The following is a 24,823-nucleotide window of genomic DNA, read 5'->3' as shown; positions in this document are numbered from 1 at the left end:
AATTAATCACGAACGGACATGATTAATTATTTATGGCATGGATTTAATTTTCCATGACAATAGAGTAAAGTCTTAAACGACTGTAATGTTATAAGGTTATTCATTTATTGCATAATGTTTACGGTTTATGTTTATTTTTTGCTTTTCAAAAACCCCAGTAAATTGGCTTAAAAAGTTAATGTAATGTTAAATTTTAGTACTATGTAAAACATAATACTTTTTTTTATCAGTATATTTGTATAGGATATTATTATATGATTTTAATATTCATTTAAAAAACAGCAATCAAACAACAATCAAAAAATCAATTATCATGAAAAATTCAATCTTAGTTTTAGGAATCACATTAGTAACTTTATCTAATGTTTGTAATGCATCGAATGTAAAAAGCGATCTAATCTACCAAGGAAATGTTTTATCTGATTCAGATATAGTATTAGAATCAAATGAACCAGGAAAAGTTGTAAAACCATATCTAAAAGCCGATACAGAAACGTTTAATCCTGATACAGTTATTAGATATGATAACAGAAAAACTGTTAAGGAAGTTATCAGTGAAGATGATAAAATAATTGAGTATACAAATACTGATGAAATGGAGTTTAATGCCTTGGAGGAATCAATGAAAGAAGTAATAGTACAATCAGATTTAATTACTGAATTTAATACTTCTAGTGAAGATTATACCATTTATACAGGAAGAAGTATAGAGGATGAAATCGCTGAACTTGAATTGATTACTGAGAATAATGAGTCTAACGAAACCAGTCCATTGGATTTTAAAATAATAAATAGTAATTCTATGATGTTAAGCAAATTCAATTCTAAAACTTATGTTGGAATGAAGTAATGCTAAATGATACAAGACGCATATAAATCAGGAGAGGTAAAGGAGTACCAAAAAAAAGCACCATTATAAAGAAGATAATGATGCTTTTTTTTTTGTGTGTATTATAATCCTCTATATTTTTATAAGCTGATTGTCTTGTACTTTTGAAAATAGTAATAAAGCGACAATGGCCCCGATCGTAGCAAACAGCATATCGGATTGAGTATCCCAAACATATCCTTGTGTTCCTAAAAATGCATCTCCACCTTCTCCGGTAGAAATAGAAACCCACCATTCAATCCATTCATAAGCAGCACTAATTGCTAAACATATTGAAACGATTATAAAATTGAAAAAGCTCTGATTTGCAATTACATTTTTTCGAACAAATAGTTCTCTGATAATCATTGATGGTACAAAGCCTTGCATAAAATGACCAACCTTATCATAATTATTTCTGCTTTGATGAAATATCTCTCTGATATAATCAAAAAAAGGAACTTCTGCATAGGTGTAATGTCCACCAATGAAAAGAATGATACAATGAATCAAAATCAAAGTATATGTAAAATTGGTAAATCGAAAACGATTGTAAGTAAAGACTAAGATTAAAAAGCCAATTATTGCCGGAATAATTTCCAGAAAACAAGTAAAACCTTCCTTAGGATTTATTATTGACCAAAGAAAAGTTATAGCAAATGCTATTAGTAAGACAGATATGTATTTCATGTTTAATAGTATGGTTTGTTAATCTTGATTTGACTTAATAACTGGTGTCATCAAGTTTTACTTTTCCATTGAATGTTCGGTATAAAAAGAAAAAATAGGCAGCTAATAATGGTGCTCCAATAACAACAATAGTCAGCATTATACCCAATGATTTTTGTGAGGAAGCCGCATTATAAATCGTTACGCTGTACTTGGGATCTATTGTTGAAATCAAAAGCGTTGGATACAATTGCAAAGCAACGAGTATAAGCAAAAAGGCCATTGTTAATGACGAGAAAACTAATGCCAGCATGTATCTCTTTTTTGAAACCAATCGGGGAACATTGGCTACAGCCAAAAAGGATATTATGGGAACAACAAAATAAAGAGGATTGGCTCTGAAATTGGCAGTTACTTCAGGAATAAAAACTAAAGTATAAAGCGTGGTAATTCCAAAGCTTATGATAAAAAATATCATTCCATTTTTAAGCAAGAATGTTAGTCTAGCGTGTAATCGCCCTTCAGTTTTTAATAAAAGATAGATAGCGCCTTGAGTCATAAAAATAGATAATGTTGTAAATCCAACCATAATGGCATATGGATTTAAGAAAGAAAAAAACACTCCACCTTTATAACTAAAATTAGGTCCTAAAGCAAAGCCCTGTAGGATATTAGCTAAAACAACACCCAATAAAAAAGCGATGGAAATACTTGAAATACTGTAGATTATATCCCAGCTTTTTCTCCACCATGTCATTTCTTCGACACTTCTAAATTTAATGGCAGCTGCCCGAAGTACATTTAACATTAAAAAGAGCATAAAGGGAACATACATTGCAGATAGCATTGTTGCATACATTACAGGAAATCCTGCAAATAATGCTCCACCACCAATAATTAGCCAAACTTGATTGGCATCCCAAACGGGAGCGATTGCGTTTATTGCAATCCTTCGGCTTAAATCTTTTCTGAAAAATAAGTGCCATGCACCTGCACCAAAATCAAAGCCTTCTAAAATAGCATAACCCGAGAATAATAATCCGATTACTAAATACCATAATGTAGGGTAATCAATTCCTAAAAAAGTTTCCATAGTATAAAGATTAAAAGGATTTGAATGTTACCGTTGTTTTTGACTCGTCATAAGGTCCATGTTTTATTTTTTTATTGACCGTGTATAAAAATAATGCCAGTAATAGGGAGTAAACTACTGTAAACATAACCAATGAAAAAACGATTTGATTGGAGGCAACTTCTTGAGAAAAAGCGTCGCTGGTTCTTAATTGTCCATAAACGACCCAAGGTTGTCTTCCCATTTCGGCAGTAAACCATCCTACTTGATTGGCAATTTGAGGCAAAATGACAGTAAATGAGAAAATCCATAAGAGCCATTTGGTATCAAATAGTTTTCCTCGCCACCATAAAAAACTGGTATATAATGTAAGACCTATCAATGCCATTCCTATGGCAACCATAATGTGATAAAACTGAAAAACTGCATTTATTTGACTTGGTCTGTCTTCAACAGGAAAATTATTTAATCCTTTTATGGGAGCATCAAAATCATTATGGACTAAGAACGATAATCCGCCAGGAATGCCAATACCAGTAACTTTTTGATTTTCTTTATCTACCCAACCCATAAGATATAAATCGGCAGGTTTGTTTTTTTCAAAATGACCTTCCATGGTAGCGAGTTTTGCTGGTTGATTAACCGCAACTCCATCTGCAGTACTGTGCCCTGAAAGTAATTGGGTAAGTGAAAAAATGGTGGCTACAACTAAAGCAATTTTGAAAGCTTTTTTAGATATTTCAACATAACGTCCTTTTCTAATATAATAGGCATGCACGCTTAAAACCAAAAATGCGCCTGCTAAAATGGCTCCTTGCCAAGTATGAATTATTCTATCTAGACTTGAGGGATTGAAAACCATTGCCCAAAAATCAGTTACTTCTGCACGGGCATTTAACCCTGTACCAATAATATGATAACCCGCGGGAGTTTGTTGCCAGGAATTTGCAACTACAATCCAAACAGCAGAGAACATAGAACCTAAGAACACACCTAAAGCAGATACAAAATGTACCCAAGGTTTTACACGGTTCCACCCAAAAAGTAATATTCCAAGAAAAGTACTCTCTAAGCCAAATGCAAATAATCCTTCTGCAGCTAATGCACTTCCAAAAATATCGCCAACATATCTTGAGTACACAGCCCAATTGGTTCCAAATTCAAACTCCATTATAATTCCGGTAGCAACACCAATTCCAAAAGTTAAGGCGAATATTTTAATCCAAAACCGAGTCAAAATTTCATAGTCTTTATTTCCGGTTTTAATATAAAGTCCCTCCATAATTACCATTATTAACCCGATACCAATACTTAGTGGGGGGTAGATATAATGAAAGGCAATAGTAAAGGCAAATTGTATACGGGCAAGTATTTCAACATCCATGATAACTAATTTTTTATTTAAAAAGCACGCGTAAATTTACAATAGAAACATGACTAATCTGACATTATTAGTCGATTTTACTGATATTTAATGTAACGTGTTAATTATTAATGAATAAGGTTTTGCTTTTGTAAATGAAATTATAATAGATTTCCAATTTGGGATTTAAGTTTGATTTTTTCAAGAGAATATATTCAAAAAAAAAGCACCATTATAAAAATGATGCTTTTTGCTTTTTATTTGAAATATGAAAAGGTTTCGTTGTTTTCAATTTTGAGTAACGTTTCATAAATTAGTTTAATCACGTTTTCTACATCATCACGGTGTACCATTTCGACCGTTGTATGCATATATCGCAATGGGAGCGAAATTAGAGCCGAAGCGACACCGCCATTACTGTAGGCAAAAGCATCAGTATCAGTACCGGTAACTCGTGAAGAAGCCAATCGCTGGAATGGTATATTTTTTTCAACAGCTGTATCCAAGATTAATTCTCTTAAATTATTCTGAACCGCAGGAGCATAAGTAACCACAGGACCTTTACCAATTTTAGTGTCACCTTCAATTTTCTTTTCAATCATAGGAGTAGTAGAGTCGTGGCAAACATCAGTGACAATAGCTGCATTTGGTTTGATAGTTTGTGTAATCATTTCAGCACCTCTCAAGCCTACTTCTTCCTGAACAGAGTTGGTAATGTATAATCCAAATGGTAGTTTAATATTATTTTCATGCAATAAACGAGCTACTTCCGCAATCATGAAACCACCTATTCGATTATCTATGGCACGACAAACGAATTTGTTTTCGTTCAAAATCATAAAATCATCAGGATAAGTAATAACGCATCCTACATGAACCCCCATATTTTCTACCTGTTCTTTGGTTTCACATCCTAAATCAATAAAAATATTACTGATTTTTGGATTCTCTTCCTTGTCTCTGTTTCGAGTATGTATAGCAGGCCATCCAAAAACACCTTTAACAATACCTTTTTTAGTATGAATGTTAACACGTTTTGAAGGTGCAATTTGATGATCAGATCCACCATTTCTAATAACATAAACCATTCCTTCGTCTGTAATATAATTAACATACCAAGATATTTCATCAGCATGTCCTTCTATAACAACTTTATAAGGAGCGTCTGGATTAATAACACCTACAGCAGTCCCGTAAGTATCCGTAATAAAGGTATCAACATAAGGTTTTAGATATTCAATCCATAGTTTTTGACCTTCGGCTTCAAAACCAGTAGGGGAGGCGTTGTTTAAGTATTTTTCTAAAAAGGCAATAGAAGTTGCTTTTAATATTGAATCTGAACTCATAAAATTATTTTTTCGCTAAATTAGAAATTTGTCTTTAGAGTTGCATATATAATGTATAATTTTGTGCTAAAATTATTCTAATATGAAGCTTTTTAAAATTACTGTATTCTTTCTTTTTGCATCATTCGCAATTCAAGCTCAAGAAATAAAAAAAGACACCGTACAAATGGGGTATGTGCTAACAGAAGCAGACACCATATTTGGTGATACTATTGCCTTACCAGAAATAGTAATTGAAAGACATAAAATGAGCGATGAAGATAAGAAACAGTTTTTGTTGCTACAAAAAAGAGTTTATGTTACTTACCCTTATGCCAGAGTTGCCGCAGAAAGATTAACTGCGTTAAATAGAGGCATGCAAAAGTTTACTAATAACAAAGACAAAAAAAGATATTTTAAAATTGTTGAAGACTACTTAAGTAATGAATTCGAAGCCAAATTAAAAAAACTCTCCAAAAAGCAAGGACAAATCTTAGTTAAGTTAATTGACAGGCAAACCGGAAGTACAACCTATGAATTAATAAAGAATTTGAAAAGTGGCTGGAAGGCATTTTGGTCCAATACTACGGCGAGTATGTTTGATATAGATTTAAAGTTAAAGTATCAGCCATTCGAAGTTAATGAAGATTATTTAATAGAGACAATATTGGTCAGAGGATTTGAATCCGGCCGATTGAGAAAACAGGAGGCAGCTCAGCCTATAGATTATGACAAGTTATCTGATTCTTGGTCAGAAAAAGCAAATAAGACAAATTAGAAAATTCGTTTCTACTTTTTAGTTTATAAAAGAGGCAATTATCTTAAGGATAGTTGCCTCTTTTTTTATGGAAAAATATAGATCAAAAATCATTAATTAGTATTCTATATTATTTTTGAGTTAAATCAGTTAAGTTTTTAGATTGTTGGGGTTATGAAAAAATGTTTTTAGCATTTTTATAAATATATTTTTTAGATGAATTTTCTTTCATTTTTATATTTGATGAAATTTTATTGAAAAATTTTTTTTAGGCGACAAACCCAGTGTTTTGTTATATATTTAGAACAAAATTAGCTTTTGTGTTAATTATTTAACAAAAAAAAAGTTCTTATAATTTGTTTGTTATGGTTTAATTAGTAGGTTTACTTCCTTATTAACTGTTAATTAACCAAAAAATTACAAATGAAAAAAGGATTACTCAATTTTATTGTGATTCTTTTTGCGATTTCCGCATGGTCGCAAAATGAATCACAAAATGATTTTTCTGTTTCTGTAAATGGAAACAAAATTACTACTACTGCTAATTTTAAGCGGCAGGTTGAAGAGCTTAAAAAAACTGTAAGTAAGCAAGGTTCCAAAACGGAATATACCTTGTTACAATTTACAAAAATTCCCTCTCTAGATGAACAGCAAAGTTTGAAAAAACAAGGAATAACCTTGTTAAGCTATTTATCTAATAATGCTTATTACGCTTCTGTTAGTTCTCAATTTTATGCCAGAGGAAGTGTTTCTGGTAATATCAGAACAAAAATAACTATTGATCCAAAGTTTAAATTGGATCCTGCTATTGCAGAGGGAGCAATCCCAGATTATGCTATGAATGGTACTACTACAGTAAAAGTTGTAGTGACCTATTTCAAAGGAGTTGACAGCAATACAATTTCTAAAGATTTGACCAGTTTATATGTAAAAGATATAAAAAATAATGAGTCTTTTAATGAGGTTTATGTTCAGGTTTCTAAAGATAAACTAGAAGAAATTGCTAAATTAAACTGGGTACAAAATATCGAATTAATTCCAGCTCCAGTAGAAAGCGATAATCTTCCTGGGACAACTTCTCATAAAGCAAACGTACTTAACTCAGTTATTCCAGGATATGGATATGGTTTGACAGGGAAAGGAGTTAAAGTTGGTATTTGGGATGGTAACCTAGAAAAACATAAAGATCATACCGGTAGAGTTGTGAATAGAGAATATGAATCGAACTCTTCTCATGGTGAACACGTTTCAGGAACTATTGGTGGCGCAGGATTATTAGATCCAAGAGCAAAAGGTATGGCTCCTGAAGTACTTATGTATGGTTGGAATTTTAATACACAGTCTAATGGTTTACCAGTTTATGCTGAAAGAGATCTTGCAGCAAAAAATGATGGAGTAGAGCTTACTTCAAACTCGTATGGGGTAAACCTTGCTTCAGGGTATAATACAGGTAGGTATGGTGCAGGTGATCGTGGTGATGATGATGTTACAGTAAAGTATCCATATCTTTTGAATGTGTATTCTAATGGTAATGCACAAACGGCATACCCAGGAGGATTTAATACCTCTACAAAGAACTCAAAAAATGCATTGCACGTTGCTGCAAATGACCCTAATGATTTAATAAGCACTTACAGTAGTTTTGGACCAACAATAGATGGGCGTTTGGTACCACAAATTGCTGCAGTTGGTACAAATGTTTATTCATTAGACTATAGCAATTCCTATCAAATTATGAGTGGAACTTCTATGGCAACACCAGGAACAACAGGGACAATAGCTTTGTTGTATGAAAGATATAAAAATATTTATAATGCAAAACCTTTGGCATCTTTGATGAAAGCTTTGGTGGCCAATACAGCTAAAGATGCTGGTAATCCTGGTCCAGATTATAAATATGGATTTGGAAACTTAAATGGCATAAGAGCAATTAAAGTTTTAGATAAGAAAATGTTCTATTCAGCATCAGTTGCTAATGGAGCAACTTACGAAAAAGAAATTGTGGTTCCAGCAGGTTTAGTATCATTAAAAGTAATGCTTGCTTATACTGATATTGGAGCAACACCGGGAGCAAGATCTATTCAGGTGAATGATTTAGATATTAAAATAGTAAAAGATAATACGACTACACTTCCTTGGATATTAAATCCTACTTTGCCAAATGCAAATGCTACAAGAGGAGTAGATAATTTGAATAATATAGAACAAGTAACTTTAGACAATCCTGCTGCAGGAACTTATAAAATTGTTGTTACAGGTACAAAAGTTCCATTAAATAGTCAAGAGTTTTCGGTTGTTTATGATTATGTAGCTCCAGAATTGAGTTTAACGTATCCAATTGGTGGAGAAAAATTCAATACTGATTCAACAGAATATATCCGTTGGGATTATGAAGGAGTTGAAAAAACATTTACTATAGAGTATTCAGAAGACGGAGGGGTAAATTATAAATTAATTGCAAAAGATGTTCCGTCAGCGGCAAGAAATTTTGCATGGAAAGTACCTTCAGGGTTAGCTGTAAACTCTAAAATCAGAATTAGTGCAGGAAGTAAAGTAGATGTTTCTAAAGAAACATTTGCAATTATGTCAGAGCCTAAAAATTTAGTTATAGCACCAGCTGCGTGTGGTGTCTCATCTTATAAAATGGATTGGGATCCTATTGTTGGAGCAAAATATGAAGTAATGAAAATGAATGGATATAAGTTTGATGTTGTAGCTACAGTTACAGACCCTACTTATACTTTTGATAATCTTACTGTAAGTGATGACAATTGGTTCACAGTTCGTGCTATCGATATTGCATCGGGTATAGTTTCAGAAAGAGTTTCGGCAATAAATGTAGATCCGGTTTCAGCACCAGTTTTGAACGCATTAAGCTTGCCTTTCAAAGAAAATTTCAACGAAAGAAAAGCAACGAATTATGTATTCTCTAAAGGAACAACAGGAACTATCAAATATGAGTATATTTCTCCTGAATTGTTAGATGGAGTAAAAATGGAAGGATCAGGTGTTGCGTCTTCATCTTCTTGGGTTGCAAGTAATACTACAAACGCGTTTACTAATAATCCAGATTATATTAAAAAAATGTCATTTTGTGATATAGATGCAACAAGTCTTGCAGGGAAAGCCATCAGAATGAAATTTAATTTACTTTGGAGTAGTGTTGGAGCAGCTAATAAAAACTTTTTTAGGGTTTTAGTGAATGGAACACCAGTAAATAGCCATGAGAGTTTGGGAGTTTATGGTGGAGCTGAATTAACAGGTGAAACAGAGTTGATATATGATTTATCTGCTTATGCGGGAACTTCATTCAATGTAACTTTTGAGGCTGTTATGGATAATGATTTTATAGTGGTTAGTAATGAAAATGTGTACAGTTCAGTTTTTGTTGATAATGTTGAGTTTTTTGAAGCAACAGCAACAGATTTGACATTGTCTTCATTAACGCCTAATGCGGCTCTTACTGCTACAGAAACAGTAACAGCAACAGTGTATAATAATTCACCAGTAGCTATTAGTAACATTCCGGTTTCTTATAAAATTAATGGGGGAACAGAAGTTGTTGAAACGATTGCAGGACCTATTAACCCATTGAGTGAAGCAACTTATAATTTCACACAAAAAGCGGATTTTTCTGCTCCAGGAGTTTATACAGTAGTTGGTAGTGTAAATCATGCAGATGATGTAGATGCTAAAAATAATACTATTGAAAAAATGGTTATTAATGCAGGATCTGATGTCTTAATGGGCTCAGCAGCATCTTTAGTAACTTGTTCAGCGGCATTTACTGATAGCGGAACTCGTTTTGCAAATTATTCAGATAAACTTACACAAACAATGACTTTCAAACCTGCTACAGTTGGTAGTAGTGTAAATGTTGATTTCTCAGCTTTTGAGGTCGAAGAAGATTATGATTATTTGTATATCTATAACGGACCAACAGCATCCTCACCATTAGTAGGGATGTATACTGGAAACACATTGCCTCCATCATTTACTTCTACAGCGGCTAATGGAGAGTTAACATTTAAATTTACTTCGGACAGTGAAGTGAATGAGCCAGGTTGGGTTGCTCAGATTTCTTGTGTAGCAAAACCAGTTGTAAACGATGCTGCGATAGCGTCTATAACCACTCCGGAAACTATCGGAAAAAAGACAGCTACCAATGATGTAACTATTCGAGTTAGTAATTTGGGACCGGTAGCTTTGACAAATTATCCAGTATTTTATCAAGTGAATGGAGGTACAAAAGTTACTGATGTTGTGCCAACTATTGCAGCATATACAACTGTGAATTTTACTTTTGCAACCAAAGCGGATTTATCTACTGTAAATGCTACTTATACAATTAAAACAGGTGTTGATGTAGCAGATGATAACGTTGCTAATGACACAAAAGAAAAAACGGTATATAATAAAAATGAATTGCCAGTTCATGCTAATGCCAATGGTTATGGTATTTCTAAATTAAAATGGAACGATGTTGTAAATACTTCTGGAGCTTCGGCATATTCAGATTTTAAGAGTATAAAAATACCGGTATATGCAGGATTTACATATCAGCCAGAGGTTACAATAATAAAACCTGAAGCACCTATTACAAGAGATCAAACTGCAAAAGATGCAGGTGTATTTACAATGATGGTTATTGATTTGAATGGAGATGGTAATTTAACAGACGAGTTCTATGCAGGTAATTTTTGGGTAAATACTGTAATTTCTTCTCCAGCACCAGCAATTCCATCAACAACAAGTACGCATTATTTTAGAAATAATTTTACTCTAGCGGGAGGATTGACTATTCCGGCTAATACAACTGCTGGTGAGAAATTAATGCGTGTTATACACATGTTCCGTTCACCTAATGAATATTATAATGTGAATCTTGGTCCAACAATTGACGGATTGACAACTTCAAGACAGGATTTTGAAATTGAAGAGTATACAGTTAATGTATTGCCATTTACAGTTGCTGATGCAAGTGTAGATAAAATTTCGTCTCCAGTAAAACTAGGAATGAAGCCAGTAACTATTAGTGCGACTGTTCGTAATTATTCGAATGCAGCAATTTCTAACTTCCCTATTGCTTATAAAATTAATGGAGGAACAGAAGTAGTTGAAACTGTTACTGCATCTATTGCTGCAGGAGCAACGGCTTCATTTTCTTTTACTGCAAAAGCAGATTTAAGTGCTCCAGGCGATTATAATATCGAGGTTTATACTAAATTGGTAGGGGATACAGATGCAACAAATGATTCAAAAGCAGTAATGTTCTCACATGCGGCAAATTATGCTACAAATGTAACCGGAACTTTTGATGGTGTAGATGATTTTATAAAAACTGATATAACTCCAGCATTAGGACTTACCAACAATTATACTTTTGAGGCATGGGTTAATCAAAAGAAACCATCAACATTTGCTAGGATTCTTGATAAGAGTAAAGTCTTAGTTTATATACATAACAATAATAGCTTGTCACTTTATAAAGAAAATAGTCTTGTATTTTCTATTACAACAGCAACGGGTTCGTATGTTATGAATACGGGATTAAATTCGATTAAGCAAAACAAATGGCATCATGTAGCATTTACAGTAGATGCGGCTAATGTTTATACTATTTATATTGATGGGGTAGCAGTTCCTTATACAGCTACAGGTACAGCTGGTGCTGCAGTTGATAATACAACAGCTCCTGCATATATTGGTAATAATGCCGGTTTGGCTCGCGGTTTGAACGGAAATATAGATGAAGTTCGTATTTGGTCAGGTGTTCGCGATCAAGCAACAATTGCTAATAATGCGATGACAAAATATGTAGGGAATGAAGCTGGATTATTAGCTTATTATTCTTTTACCGAAGGAGATAAACAATTTGTATACGATACATCATCAAATGATAATACAGCAGTAGTAACAAATGCGAATACTAATGGATTAGGGGAAGGTAAATTTTGGAATGTTCCGGTTTTACTGCAAAAGTTAGATTTCGTAAACCAATTATCATCGACTTATGATGCTAATACAAAAACCTATACTGTATTATTGAATGACGGAGCTGATGTAACTACAGCAGTAGCTAATTTTTCAGCAGGAATGAATAGTATAGCAAAAATAGGAGGAGTAACACAAGTAAGTGGAGTTACCTCGAATGATTATACAAACCCAGTTACCCTTACAGTAGAAGGAGTTGGTTTTAATACAGGTATTACAGAAACCTATACTGTCAAAGTACTTACTGGTTTGAGTAATGAAAGTAAATTGATTTCTTATGATTTTAAAACAGCATGGAATCCTGGATTGATGCAGGAAATTAATACTGAAATTGTTGGAAGTAATGCAACTAAAGTGCTTCCATACGGATTTGATGTTACAAATTTGAGAGCTGATTTTGTTGTTTCCCCTGGAGCTGAGCTTTTCATCGACGGTGTAAAACAGTTAAATTCAAGAACTATTACATCAGATTATTCAAATAGTTATATGGTTACAGTAGTTTCAGAAAATAAACTTTCTCAAACAAACTACATGATTACGTTAAATGCTAAAAATTCTGAGGCAAATATTAAGACTTACTCAGTTTCTAACCAAATTGGAACAAGTGTTATAGATGCAGTTGCAAAAACGGTAAAAACGTATGTAGATAATAATGCCAATTTAAGTACATTGGTTCCAGCTTTCCAAGTGTCTGATTTTGCTACATTACGTATAGGAACATATCTTCAGAATAGTGGAGAGACTGCATTAAACTATACTGCGCCTGTTGGCTATAATGTTCTTGCTCAAAACGGAGCTATCAACAACTGGACAGTAACAATCGAAAGAGCAAAACCAACAATTACCCTTTTAGGAGATGCAGTAGTTTCTCTTAATAAAGGATGTGTTTATGCAGAAGCAGGAGTTACTGCCAAAGATAATTTAAATGCAGATATTGTTGCAGGAGTTGTAACTTCGGGTACTGTTGATGTAAATACGCCAGGTCAATACACTCTTACATATACAGCAAAAGATGCATTAAACAATGAATCTTCTGTTACGCGTACAGTAAATGTTTCGAGTACGACTTGTAGTTTAGGAATAGTTGATAATATAGTAGATGGTTTTGTTATTTACCCAAATCCAGTAAAAGATCAAAAAGTAAATATAATAACTCCATCTAATAGTATTAAGAACATCAGAATATCTGATATCTCAGGCAAGAAGGTTCTTTCTTTACAAACAGTAAATAAAGAACTAAATCTTCCTAATTTACCAAAAGGAGTTTATATTATAAAAGTAGAGCAAGATGGTAAAACATCAACTCAAAAATTAATTGTTGAATAAGAAGACTTATAAAATTGTTTTTAACTGCCTGAAGATATCTTCAGGCAGTTTTTTTATATAACCATTTCTCTAATTAGAAGCTTCATCCCGCTTTTCGTTTCAATCTTGTTGCTCGAACGCCGGGCAATAAGGATTTCCACTACTATCGGGGCTAGGGCATAGGTCTTTCATAAGAGAGATTCTTCTATATATAAGGTGTATTATGTAATTAGGAGTGTATAAAAACATATACCTTATATATAGGAGAGACGGTTTTGAGGTGAGAATCTGTATAAATAGGTGTTTTGGTATAATCAAATTGGTTGTATCCGTCTGCAATTTGAATGCCGATATCCCCAATTTGCCACTAAAAAAGGTGCAAAACGCCTAAATCCACCCCATATGGAGAGCCAAACCGAAAGAAACGTAAAAAAAGAAGAAATGTAAATATCGCAAAACCAAAGTGTTGAAAAAAACTTTAGGATAAGGTTAAAAAAAGGTTAGAAAAAGTATTGTTTAAGTGAATAAAAGGTCTACTTTTGCACCCGCAACAACGCAGACGTTCATAGAGAGACTGGCAAGAAAAAGAAATTAAGTTTGAAAAAAATTTTCAAAAAAGATTTCAAAAAGCTTGCGAGAATTAAAAATGATGTTTACTTTTGCACCCCGCAAAATGCGCAACGTTCCTTGAGAGACTGGATAGAGAAAGAGAAGAAATCGAGATAAAGATTTCGAAAAAAAACTTCAAATTTTTCTTGCCGGTTAAAAAAAGAATTGCTAGTTTTGCACCCGCTTTGAGAAACAACGAAAAGCGCGAAACACGGACTCACACTGAGATGTGAATCTTAGAAAGAATTAAGATACGTTCCTAGACATATTGAATTGACAGCCGTCTCGATTAATCGAGACAAAAGAAATAAGAGTAATAGAATCGAAAGATTTGAATAAAACCACTAGACCTTCAGTCAAATAAATAAAGAGATTTAAATCTCAAACAATATACGATGAAGAGTTTGATCCTGGCTCAGGATGAACGCTAGCGGCAGGCTTAACACATGCAAGTCGAGGGGTATTGGTTTTCGGACCAAGAGACCGGCGCACGGGTGCGTAACGCGTATGCAATCTACCTTTCACAGAGGGATAGCCCAGAGAAATTTGGATTAATACCTCATAGTATTAAAGATCGGCATCGATTTTTAATTAAAGTCACAACGGTGAAAGATGAGCATGCGTCCCATTAGCTAGTTGGTAAGGTAACGGCTTACCAAGGCTACGATGGGTAGGGGTCCTGAGAGGGAGATCCCCCACACTGGTACTGAGACACGGACCAGACTCCTACGGGAGGCAGCAGTGAGGAATATTGGACAATGGGCGCAAGCCTGATCCAGCCATGCCGCGTGCAGGATGACGGTCCTATGGATTGTAAACTGCTTTTGTACAGGAAGAAACACTCCTACGTGTAGGAGCTTGACGGTACTGTAAGAATAAGGATCGGCTAACTCCGTGCCAGCAGCCGCGGTAATACGGAGGATCCAAGCGTTATCCGGAATCATTGGGTTTAAAGGGTCCGTAGGCGGTTTAGTAAGTCAGTGGTGAAAGCCCATCGCTCAACGGTGGAACGGCCATTGATACTGCTAGACTTGAATTATTAGGAAGTAACTAGAATATGTAGTGTAGCGGTGAAATGCTTAGAGATTACATGGAATACCAATTGCGAAGGCAGGTTACTACTAATGGATTGACGCTGATGGACGAAAGCGTGGGTAGCGAACAGGATTAGATACCCTGGTAGTCCACGCCGTAAACGATGGATACTAGCTGTTGGGCGCAAGTTCAGTGGCTAAGCGAAAGTGATAAGTATCCCACCTGGGGAGTACGTTCGCAAGAATGAAACTCAAAGGAATTGACGGGGGCCCGCACAAGCGGTGGAGCATGTGGTTTAATTCGATGATACGCGAGGAACCTTACCAAGGCTTAAATGTAGATTGACCGATTTGGAAACAGATCTTTCGCAAGACAATTTACAAGGTGCTGCATGGTTGTCGTCAGCTCGTGCCGTGAGGTGTCAGGTTAAGTCCTATAACGAGCGCAACCCCTGTTGTTAGTTGCCAGCGAGTCATGTCGGGAACTCTAACGAGACTGCCAGTGCAAACTGTGAGGAAGGTGGGGATGACGTCAAATCATCACGGCCCTTACGCCTTGGGCTACACACGTGCTACAATGGCCGGTACAGAGAGCAGCCACCTCGCGAGGGGGAGCGAATCTATAAAACCGGTCACAGTTCGGATCGGAGTCTGCAACTCGACTCCGTGAAGCTGGAATCGCTAGTAATCGGATATCAGCCATGATCCGGTGAATACGTTCCCGGGCCTTGTACACACCGCCCGTCAAGCCATGGAAGCTGGGGGTGCCTGAAGTCGGTGACCGCAAGGAGCTGCCTAGGGTAAAACTGGTAACTAGGGCTAAGTCGTAACAAGGTAGCCGTACCGGAAGGTGCGGCTGGAACACCTCCTTTCTAGAGCTTCAGTGTTAGCGCAAGCACGCTGGAGAAAGAAGACGAAAAGGACTATTTGGGAACGAATGTGGACGTTTTATTACTCTTGCTGTTAATTTAAAAAAAAAGAATAAGAATTAAGTAAAAACAGAGTCTCGTAGCTCAGCTGGTTAGAGTACTACACTGATAATGTAGGGGTCGGCAGTTCGAGTCTGCCCGGGACTACAAAATTTGAGATTTTAGATTTAAGAATGAAGATTTTAGATTTAAGATTTAAAAAAAAAACTGAAAAATACTTAATAAAAGGAAATTCTAGGGTTGAGACCTTATGAGCTGTGATTCATAACTCATAACTAATAACTCATAACTAAAATTGGGGGATTAGCTCAGCTGGCTAGAGCGCCTGCCTTGCACGCAGGAGGTCAACGGTTCGACTCCGTTATTCTCCACAAGAGCGAAAGCTTATGGCTAAAAGCCAATAAAGTTCATTGACATATTGAGATAAGAAATAATAAAAAGTAGAAAGCAGTTTTACTTGATTTATTTAAGTAAAACGAAACAAAACGGTCATAATTGATTTTATGATTGGTACAATAAGCAAAATAAGGGCGTATGGGGGATGCCTAGGCTCTCAGAGGCGATGAAGGGCGTGATAAGCTGCGAAAAGCTACGGGGATCGGCACACACGATTCGATCCGTAGATACCCGAATGGGGCAACCCACTATGTTGAAGACATAGTACACCGATAGGTGGGCAAACCCGCTGAACTGAAACATCTAAGTAGGCGGAGGAGAAGAAAACAAAAGTGATTCCGTAAGTAGTGGCGAGCGAACGCGGATTAGCCCAAACCAATGTTGTTACGGCAATGTTGGGGTTGTAGGACCACGATATTTCTTGCACAAAGAACCGGAATCTACTGGAAAGTAGAACCAAAGAGGGTGATAGTCCCGTATGGGTAATGAGTGTAAAGGATAGTGGTATCCTGAGTAGGGCGGGGCACGTGAAACCCTGTCTGAATTTGGCGGGACCATCCGCTAAGGCTAAATACTCCTGAGAGACCGATAGTGAACCAGTACCGTGAGGGAAAGGTGAAAAGAACCGTGAATAACGGAGTGAAATAGATCCTGAAACCATACGCTTACAAGCGGTCGGAGCCCATTCGTTGGGTGACGGCGTGCCTTTTGCATAATGAGCCTACGAGTTAACGTTGCTGGCAAGGATAAGTGGTTAAGCCATGGATCCGTAGCGAAAGCGAGTCTGAATAGGGCGCTTTAGTCAGTAGTGTTAGACGCGAAACCGTGTGATCTACCCATGGGCAGGTTGAAGCTGTGGTAACACACAGTGGAGGACCGAACCGGTTGACGTTGAAAAGTCTTCGGATGACCTGTGGGTAGGGGTGAAAGGCCAATCAAACTCGGAAATAGCTCGTACTCCCCGAAATGCATTTAGGTGCAGCGCACGGCGTAAAGTTATATAGAGGTAGAGCTACTGATTGGATGCGGGGGCTTCACCGCCTACCAATTCCTGACAAACTCCGAATGCTATATAATGTTTCCGTGCAGTGAGGGCTTGGGTGCTAAGGTCCAAGTCCGAGAGGGAAAGAACCCAGACCATCAGCTAAGGTCCCCAAATATATGTTAAGTTGAAAGAACGAGGTTTGTCTGCCCAGACAGCTAGGATGTTGGCTTGGAAGCAGCCATTCATTTAAAGAGTGCGTAACAGCTCACTAGTCGAGCGGACGAGCATGGATAATAATCGGGCATAAACATATTACCGAAGCTATGGATTTACAGTTTACTGTAAGTGGTAGGGGAGCATTCTAACAGGGTTGAAGGTGTATCGTAAGGTATGCTGGACTGGTTAGAAAAGAAAATGTAGGCATAAGTAACGATAATGCGGGCGAGAAACCCGCACACCGAAAGACTAAGGTTTCCACAGCTATGCTAATCAGCTGTGGGTTAGTCGGGACCTAAGGCGAACCCGAAAGGGACAGTCGATGGCCAACGGGTTAATATTCCCGTACTAGTTATTACTGTGATGGGGTGACGGAGTGATGAAAGCGCCGCGAACTGACGGAATAGTTCGTTGAAGTACCTACCTATAAGCTGCGCAGGCAAATCCACGCGGCTTGGGGAAATACGATAGTACTCGGAGTCTTCGGACAAAGAGATAGTGCGCCTAAGGGCTTCCAAGAAAAACCTCTAAACTTCAGGTAATAAGTACCCGTACCGTAAACCGACACAGGTAGTCGAGGAGAGAATCCTAAGGTGCTCGAGAGATTCATGGCTAAGGAATTAGGCAAAATAGACCCGTAACTTCGGGAGAAGGGTCGCCCCGAGTAATCGGGGCCGCAGTGAAGAGGTCCAGGCGACTGTTTATCAAAAACACAGGGCTCTGCAAAATCGTAAGATGAAGTATAGGGCCTGACACCTGCCCGGTGCTGGAAGGTTAAGAGGAGATGTTATCTTCGGAGAAGCATTGAATTGAAGCCCCAGTAAACGGCGGCCGTAACTATAACGGTCCTAAGGTAGCGAAATTCCTTGTCGGGTAAGTTCCGACCTGCACGAATGGTGTAACGATCTGGACACTGTCTCAGCCATGAGCTCGGTGAAATTGTAGTAACGGTGAAGATGCCGTTTACCCGCAGTGGGACGAAAAGACCCTGTGCACCTTTACTATAGCTTAGTATTGACCTTGGATAAATGATGTGTAGGATAGGTTGGAGACTTTGAAGTGGCGTCGCCAGGCGTTGTGGAGTCATTGTTGAAATACAACCCTTTGTTTATCTGAGGCCTAACCCCATATTGTGGGGGACATTGCTTGGTGGGTAGTTTGACTGGGGTGGTCGCCTCCAAAAGAGTAACGGAGGCTTCTAAAGGTTCCCTCAGTACGCTTGGTAACCGTGCGTAGAGTGCAATGGCATAAGGGAGCTTGACTGAGAGACATACAGGTCGATCAGGTACGAAAGTAGAGCATAGTGATCCGGTGGTTCCGCATGGAAGGGCCATCGCTCAAAGGATAAAAGGTACGCCGGGGATAACAGGCTGATCTCCCCCAAGAGCTCATATCGACGGGGGGGTTTGGCACCTCGATGTCGGCTCGTCACATCCTGGGGCTGGAGAAGGTCCCAAGGGTTGGGCTGTTCGCCCATTAAAGTGGCACGCGAGCTGGGTTCAGAACGTCGTGAGACAGTTCGGTCTCTATCTACTGTGGGCGTTAGAAATTTGAGTGGATCTGATTCTAGTACGAGAGGACCGAATTGGACAAACCTCTAGTGTATCTGTTGTCCCGCCAGGGGCACCGCAGAGTAGCTACGTTTGGAAGGGATAAGCGCTGAAAGCATATAAGCGCGAAACCCACCACAAGATGAGATTTCTTTTAAGGGTCGTGGAAGATGACCACGTTGATAGGCTATAGATGTAAAGGCAGTAATGTCATAGTCGAGTAGTACTAATAACCCGTAAGCTTATGTACATCCTTTTCCCGAGTCTAAGGACTCGGGAGAGAACTTTCTAAATACTTTTTATGTTCTTTATCTCAGTATGTTAAGATATTGTGTAATGTTGTTCCGAATACGTCGGAATACCCATTGCAAAACGACCTTAAGGTGGTTATTGCGGCGGGGCTCACCTCTTCCCATCCCGAACAGAGTAGTTAAGCCCGCCTGCGCAGATGGTACTGCAGTTATGTGGGAGAGTATGTCGTCGCCTTTCTTTTGAAAACCCTGTTTCTAACGAAACGGGGTTTTTTGTTTTACAAAATACTCGTCGGTTAATCATATTCAGTCTTCTGATTAGGTTGTTTTCTTAAAATAATGAAACCCAATAATTTAGATAAAGAAGCTTAAGTTATTAAAGACTCATTTTTTGGAATTATTTACTTCACTTAATTTTTTATAAAAGAGATATGCTGATGAAGATAAAATAAACAAGTTTATAAGTTCAATAAATAATTCTCGTCCTTTTCCAAATCCATCTAAGGTAATATAGGTGATGTTTACTCCTAATAAAAACAATGAAGTTGCAAATAAAATAAATAATAATGTTTTGTTGAATTTAATCATATTTTTTAAAATTTGATAAATTTACTCAAGAAATTCATCTTTTAATTCTGAATTTTGTAAATAATGGATTTCAAAATATTAGTTTTTACTTTAATGCTTTTTTAGGCAGTATTTTTAATACTGTATTCTTTTCTATTAATTAATAAACTCGTGATTATCATTATTCCAATGATAATTAAAAATAAAGAAAAGTAATCTAAATCTATATTGTTTAATAAGTTATATGCTAGTGATATAACGAGTGAAATGAATGTTGATATTAAAAAATAAGTATTTGTTTTCATAATTTTTTCATACAAGACAAACATACATGATTATCTTTTTAAATCATCGTGTGAAAAATGGGTATTTTTACCCTATTTCTGCATAATTATATTTAATTGATTTGTAGCTTCAAACGTACAAAATTATAAATAAACTGCAAAAATCATGAATATCTTAATAGGTGCTAAGCTAAAATTACTTCGTAAACAAGAAGGTTTGTCTCAAGAACAAGTTGGTGAACGGTTACATATCTCACAATCAGCTTATGCTCGAATAGAAAATGGAGTAAGTAGCTCGTGGGCAATACATTTAGATAAAATAAGTGTATTGTATAATATAAAACCAGAGGACTTATTTAAAAATGAAAACACAATAATTAGAGATATTGATAAAAATAAAGTTGCTAGTAGTTTTAAAAATAGAAATCTAATCACAGAAAAATTGATTGAGGAATATCAAGAAAAGATTAGAGAACTTAAACAAAAAATAGACTATCTAACAAGTAAGTGAAACATCACTTTTTAGATTCTATTTACAGATTATAGATAGTTTTAACAATTACTTTAGTTTGGATATGAAAAAAAACTCTTCGTAATGAAGAGTTTTTTAACTTATTTTTTAACAATATCCTCCAAAACGGCTTTGTTTGAATAATTAATCACTTTAAGGGTGATTTGTTGGTTTTTAGTAGTTTTTCCTTCTATTACATATAATTTTCCTTTTTTGAATGGAATGTTACTTTTATCAAAGTCTACATCTCCCAATTTTAAGGTGTTTTTTATATCGATAGTATCAATCCATTTTTCTGAAAGAACTTTCGAAGCTTTGTCTGAATATAAGAATGGTTTAGTGCTTAAATCATTTAAAACTCTGGCATTTGGAAAATAATTACAACGGGTATCTTTTCCGCTAAATATTGCTGCTACTACAAACAACCCCAATATTAGACCCACTAAATAATAAGCAAAACGTTGTATAAAATTCATGTTTTATTTTTTTTGCAAAGGTATGGTAAAGTTTGCTTAAAAAACAATTAAATTAATATCGTTATCTGGTAAATCAAACCAATCTCCAATGGCTTTATTGGTAAGGATTCCATGATACAAATAAATTCCGTTTTTTAAACCGGCATTGCAACGTATAGAGCTTTCAATACCTCCATCTTCTGCAATCTGTAATAAATATGGTGTAATAATATTGCTTATTGATAATGAAGCAGTTTTGGAATAACGAGAAGGAATATTGGGTACGCAATAATGTAATACATCATTCTTTAAAAAGGTTGGCTTTTCGTGAGTTGTCACTTCTGATGTTTCAAAGCAACCACCAGTATCAATGCTAATATCAACAATGACAGCTCCTTTTTTCATATGTTCCACCATAGTTTCGGTTACAACTACAGGACAGCGTTCTTTACCTCTCATTGCGCCAATAGCAACATCACAACGTCTTAATGCTTTAAGCAATGCTTTTTGTTGTATAGTAGAAGTAAAAATACGTTGATTCAAATTATGTTGTAAACGACGTAATTTTGTAATGGAATTATCAAAAACTTTTACACTTGCGCCAAGACCAATAGCAGTTCTTACGGCAAATTCACCAGCAGTTCCTGCACCAATAATAACAACCTCGGTAGGAGCGACTCCTGTAATATTTCCAAAAAGTAAACCTTTTCCAAATTCATTAGTAATCATCAATTCGGCTGCAATAAGAATAGAGGCTGTTCCAGCAATTTCACTCAATGATTTTACAGCAGGGTAGGAGCCATCTTCGTCTTTTAAATATTCAAAAGCAAGCGCTGTAACTTTTTTTCGTGATAATGCTTCAAAATATGATTTCTTCCTTGTTTTTAATTGAATTGCCGATATTATAATCGACTTTGGATTCATCATCTCAATCTCGGCAATAGTTGGTGGCTCAACTTTTAATATCATTGGGCAACTAAATACCTTTTTTGTATCTTGTGTAATTTCTGCACCGGCATCACTGTATTCTTTATCACTATAACTAGAGCTTACACCTGCACCAGATTCGATCATTACTCTATGTCCTTGATAAGTAAGGGTATTTACCGAATCTGGTGTAAGGCAAATACGGCGTTCTTGGAAACTTGTCTCTTTTGGAAGACCTATAAAAAGCTGGCTTTTTTGCCTTGCGACTTCAAGCTTTTCTTCTTGAGGAAGTAGTTGTTCTTTTGTGAATGGACTTAGTGACATTGATGAAGCGAAATTAGAGGTACAATTTACGAAAAAGATTTAAATGATTGACACAATATATGGGTGGCAAATTTGGCTGCTTTAAATAATTTAAATTTAGTCAATCTGTGTTTATTTATTTTTATATCAGCTTTTTCATAAATTTATGAAGCTACTCTTAAAGTTAAAATTTTACAGGTTTTAAATCGATAAAAAAAATAATTCAAGTTAAGTTAACTCAAGCGAACGTTTTCCGTCAGGAAGTGATTGAATTGTAATTATAGAATGGTGTTCAGGGATCAAATTTTCAATTTTTTCGGACCATTCTATAAAACACCAATTTCCTGAATACAAATAATCTTCTACTCCCATATCTAGTGCTTCACTTTCTTGGTTAAGTCTGTAAAAATCAAAATGATAAACTGTTTTGTTTTCAATTGTTTGATATTCGTTAACTAAGGAAAAGGTTGGGCTGCTTGTAGCATCTTCTACACCAAGAGTTTTGCAAAGCTGCTTGATTAATGTTGTTTTTCCAGCTCCCATTTCTCCATTAAAAAGGATTACTTTATTGGGATTTTGCTCTAGTATTTGTTGAGTAACTTCTTCAAGTTGATCTAAAGAAAATGTGATAGTCATTTTTTTAAGTATTCAGTATTTAGACATAAGTGGTCATTGATTAGTTAATAAAACTGAATCATTGACCACTTTGATATTATTTTGGGTTAAAAATAAGGAAAGGAATAATCATTTCTTCTAACGATATTCCACCATGTTGATAGGTGTTTCTGTAATAACTTACATAATGGTTGTAGTTGTTTACATAGGCCAAAAACAAATCATTTTTTGCAAAAATATAGGAACTACTCATGTTTATAGCAGGCAAACCAATGTGTTTCGGCTCTTTTACGGCGTATACATCTTTTTGTTCATATGTCAAACTGCGTCCCGTTTTGTATCTGAGGTTAAGACTTGTGTTTTTGTCTCCAACTACTTTTGATGGATTTTTTACATTGATTGTTCCGTGATCTGTTGTTAAGATCAATTTGAAACCTAACTTTTGGGCTTGCTGAATAATTTCTAGTAAAGGAGAGTTTTTAAACCAACTTAATGTTAACGAGCGATATGCTTTGTCATCTGAAGCTAATTCTTTTACCACATCCATTTCGGTTTTGGCATGGGAAAGCATGTCAACAAAGTTATATACCACAGTAACAAGATCATTATCCTTTAATGATCGGAAATTTTCGGCTAGTTTTTTTCCTCCAGCCAGATTGGTAATTTTAAAATAATCTTCTTTGATGTCCAGTCTCAATCTTTTTATTTGAGCGGTTAAAAATTCGGCTTCAAATAAATTTTTTCCACCTTCTTCTGGATCATTTTTCCAATATTGAGGGAATTGATTTTCCATTTCGAGTGGAGTCAATCCTGAGAAAATAGCGTTTCTGGCATATTGTGTTGCAGTTGGTAAAATGGAGTAATATGGAACCTCTTTTTCAAGTTTGTAATAATTATTTACCACACCTTCCATTGCTTTCCATTGGTCATAACGTAAATTGTCAATGACTACAAAAAGTATTGGTCTTTCCTTTTTAAGAATTTCAGGAACTACTAATTCTTTAAATAAATTATGAGATTGTATTGGTTTGTCTGCTTTTGGTGCAAACCAGTCTTCATAATTTCGCTCTATAAATTTTCCAAATTGTGAATTTGCTTCTACTTTTTGAGACTCAAGAATTTCAATCATGCCATGATCGTTAATGTTCTCTAGTTTGAGTTCCCAAAAAATTAATTTTTTATATAATTCAATCCAATCTTCATAAGAATTGACCATAGCCATTTCCATGGTGATTTTTCTAAACTCTTTTTGATAGTCTAATGTTGTTTTCTGAGAAATTAATCGTGAATGATCTAAGTTTTTCTTTAAACTCAATAAAATTTGATTAGGATTTACTGGCTTTATCAAATAATCAGCAATTTTAGAGCCTATGGCTTCTTCCATGATATATTCTTCTTCGCTTTTGGTAATCATTATCATAGGGATAGAAGATTTTTTCTCCTTCATTTCAGATAAAGTTTCCAAACCGCTCATTCCAGGCATGTTTTCGTCAAGAAAAACAATGTCAAAGTTGTCTTCTTCAAAAATATCAATGGCATCACGGCCATTATTGCAAGTGGTAACTTGGTAGTTTTTTTTCTCCAGAAATAATATATGAGGTTTGAGTAAGTCGATTTCATCATCAACCCAAAGTATTTTTATAGTATCCATTTAAATTTAATTTTAGTGCAATTTAGTTTTATAGAACTTAATAAATATTAAAAATAGTATAAAATTACTATCAAAAATATGAGGTTTTACAACTTTGATTAAAAGTAGTGTTAAAAATAAGCAATAAAATCGGCTGATTTCTTTTTTTGGATAAAAATAAGCTGTTCGTTTTAAATATTTAATATGC

The 24,823-nt window shown here is 35.6% G+C and carries 13 protein-coding genes, 2 tRNA genes and 3 rRNA genes; 9 read left to right on the top strand and 9 right to left on the bottom strand.

The window, feature by feature from the left end:
• Positions 1 to 313: 313 nt before the first annotated feature.
• Positions 314 to 850, top strand: coding sequence for a hypothetical protein (locus tag OZP08_RS14610; protein ID WP_268846819.1), 537 nt, complete (start codon positions 314 to 316; stop codon positions 848 to 850).
• Between the two features lie 111 nt (positions 851 to 961).
• Here OZP08_RS14610 and OZP08_RS14605 read toward each other — a convergent pair whose 3' ends face one another.
• From OZP08_RS14605 to OZP08_RS14590, 4 genes are all read right to left on the bottom strand, one after another.
• Positions 962 to 1,558 carry a DUF2238 domain-containing protein gene (locus tag OZP08_RS14605; protein ID WP_268846818.1) on the bottom strand — a complete coding sequence of 199 codons (597 nt, stop codon included), beginning with the start codon at positions 1,556 to 1,558 and terminating at the stop codon, positions 962 to 964.
• Positions 1,559 to 1,592: 34 nt separating this feature from the next.
• Complete coding sequence (gene cydB, locus OZP08_RS14600; protein WP_281322189.1) at positions 1,593 to 2,630, bottom strand: cytochrome d ubiquinol oxidase subunit II; 1,038 nt, start codon at positions 2,628 to 2,630, stop codon at positions 1,593 to 1,595.
• A 10-nt stretch (positions 2,631 to 2,640) separates the two neighbouring features.
• Positions 2,641 to 3,993, bottom strand: coding sequence for a cytochrome ubiquinol oxidase subunit I (locus OZP08_RS14595; protein WP_268846817.1), 1,353 nt, complete (start codon positions 3,991 to 3,993; stop codon positions 2,641 to 2,643).
• Positions 3,994 to 4,229: 236 nt separating this feature from the next.
• Positions 4,230 to 5,318 (bottom strand): M42 family metallopeptidase, encoded by a 1,089-nt coding sequence (locus OZP08_RS14590; RefSeq protein WP_281322188.1) that lies wholly within the window; start codon positions 5,316 to 5,318, stop codon positions 4,230 to 4,232.
• Between the two features lie 82 nt (positions 5,319 to 5,400).
• On the opposite strand from OZP08_RS14590, the gene OZP08_RS14585 reads away from it, so the two are divergent.
• From OZP08_RS14585 to rrf, 7 genes are all read left to right on the top strand, one after another.
• Positions 5,401 to 6,075, top strand: a complete 675-nt coding sequence (locus tag OZP08_RS14585) for a DUF4294 domain-containing protein (protein WP_268846816.1) — start codon at positions 5,401 to 5,403, stop codon at positions 6,073 to 6,075.
• Between the two features lie 402 nt (positions 6,076 to 6,477).
• Positions 6,478 to 13,374, top strand: a complete 6,897-nt coding sequence (locus OZP08_RS14580) for a S8 family serine peptidase (protein ID WP_281322187.1) — start codon at positions 6,478 to 6,480, stop codon at positions 13,372 to 13,374.
• Positions 13,375 to 14,354: 980 nt separating this feature from the next.
• Positions 14,355 to 15,868: ribosomal RNA gene (locus OZP08_RS14575) — 16S ribosomal RNA — on the top strand.
• A 130-nt stretch (positions 15,869 to 15,998) separates the two neighbouring features.
• Positions 15,999 to 16,072: transfer RNA gene (locus OZP08_RS14570), tRNA-Ile, on the top strand.
• Between the two features lie 150 nt (positions 16,073 to 16,222).
• A tRNA-Ala gene (locus OZP08_RS14565) sits at positions 16,223 to 16,296 on the top strand.
• Positions 16,297 to 16,438: 142 nt separating this feature from the next.
• Positions 16,439 to 19,322, top strand: a 23S ribosomal RNA gene (locus OZP08_RS14560).
• Between the two features lie 129 nt (positions 19,323 to 19,451).
• Positions 19,452 to 19,561, top strand: a 5S ribosomal RNA gene (rrf, locus tag OZP08_RS14555).
• Together the 16S, 23S and 5S rRNA genes with 2 tRNA genes alongside form the textbook arrangement of a ribosomal RNA operon.
• A 146-nt stretch (positions 19,562 to 19,707) precedes the next feature.
• On the opposite strand, the gene OZP08_RS14550 is transcribed toward rrf, so the two are convergent.
• On the bottom strand, positions 19,708 to 19,911 hold the full coding sequence (locus OZP08_RS14550) for a hypothetical protein (RefSeq protein ID WP_268846812.1): 204 nt from the start codon (positions 19,909 to 19,911) through the stop codon (positions 19,708 to 19,710).
• Between the two features lie 429 nt (positions 19,912 to 20,340).
• Here OZP08_RS14550 and OZP08_RS14545 point away from each other — a divergent pair, with 429 nt between their 5' ends.
• A complete protein-coding gene (locus OZP08_RS14545; RefSeq protein WP_268846811.1) occupies positions 20,341 to 20,685 on the top strand; it encodes a helix-turn-helix transcriptional regulator in 345 nt (114 codons plus the stop codon).
• Between the two features lie 101 nt (positions 20,686 to 20,786).
• On the opposite strand, the gene OZP08_RS14540 is transcribed toward OZP08_RS14545, so the two are convergent.
• The 4 genes from OZP08_RS14540 to porX all read right to left on the bottom strand — a co-directional run bounded on the left by OZP08_RS14540 (position 20,787) and on the right by porX (position 24,636).
• Positions 20,787 to 21,161 carry a DUF4258 domain-containing protein gene (locus OZP08_RS14540; protein WP_268846810.1) on the bottom strand — a complete coding sequence of 125 codons (375 nt, stop codon included), beginning with the start codon at positions 21,159 to 21,161 and terminating at the stop codon, positions 20,787 to 20,789.
• Between the two features lie 36 nt (positions 21,162 to 21,197).
• Positions 21,198 to 22,391, bottom strand: coding sequence for an alanine dehydrogenase (locus tag OZP08_RS14535; protein ID WP_281322186.1), 1,194 nt, complete (start codon positions 22,389 to 22,391; stop codon positions 21,198 to 21,200).
• Between the two features lie 207 nt (positions 22,392 to 22,598).
• Complete coding sequence (tsaE, locus tag OZP08_RS14530; RefSeq protein WP_281322185.1) at positions 22,599 to 23,006, bottom strand: tRNA (adenosine(37)-N6)-threonylcarbamoyltransferase complex ATPase subunit type 1 TsaE; 408 nt, start codon at positions 23,004 to 23,006, stop codon at positions 22,599 to 22,601.
• Positions 23,007 to 23,082: 76 nt separating this feature from the next.
• Positions 23,083 to 24,636, bottom strand: coding sequence for a T9SS response regulator signal transducer PorX (porX, locus tag OZP08_RS14525; protein ID WP_281322184.1), 1,554 nt, complete (start codon positions 24,634 to 24,636; stop codon positions 23,083 to 23,085).
• Positions 24,637 to 24,823 lie beyond the last annotated feature (187 nt).

The sequence above is a fragment of the Flavobacterium aestivum genome (genome assembly GCF_026870175.2).
GTDB classification, from domain to species: domain Bacteria; phylum Bacteroidota; class Bacteroidia; order Flavobacteriales; family Flavobacteriaceae; genus Flavobacterium; species Flavobacterium aestivum.
This window is presented reverse-complemented; position numbering and strand designations above follow the sequence as displayed.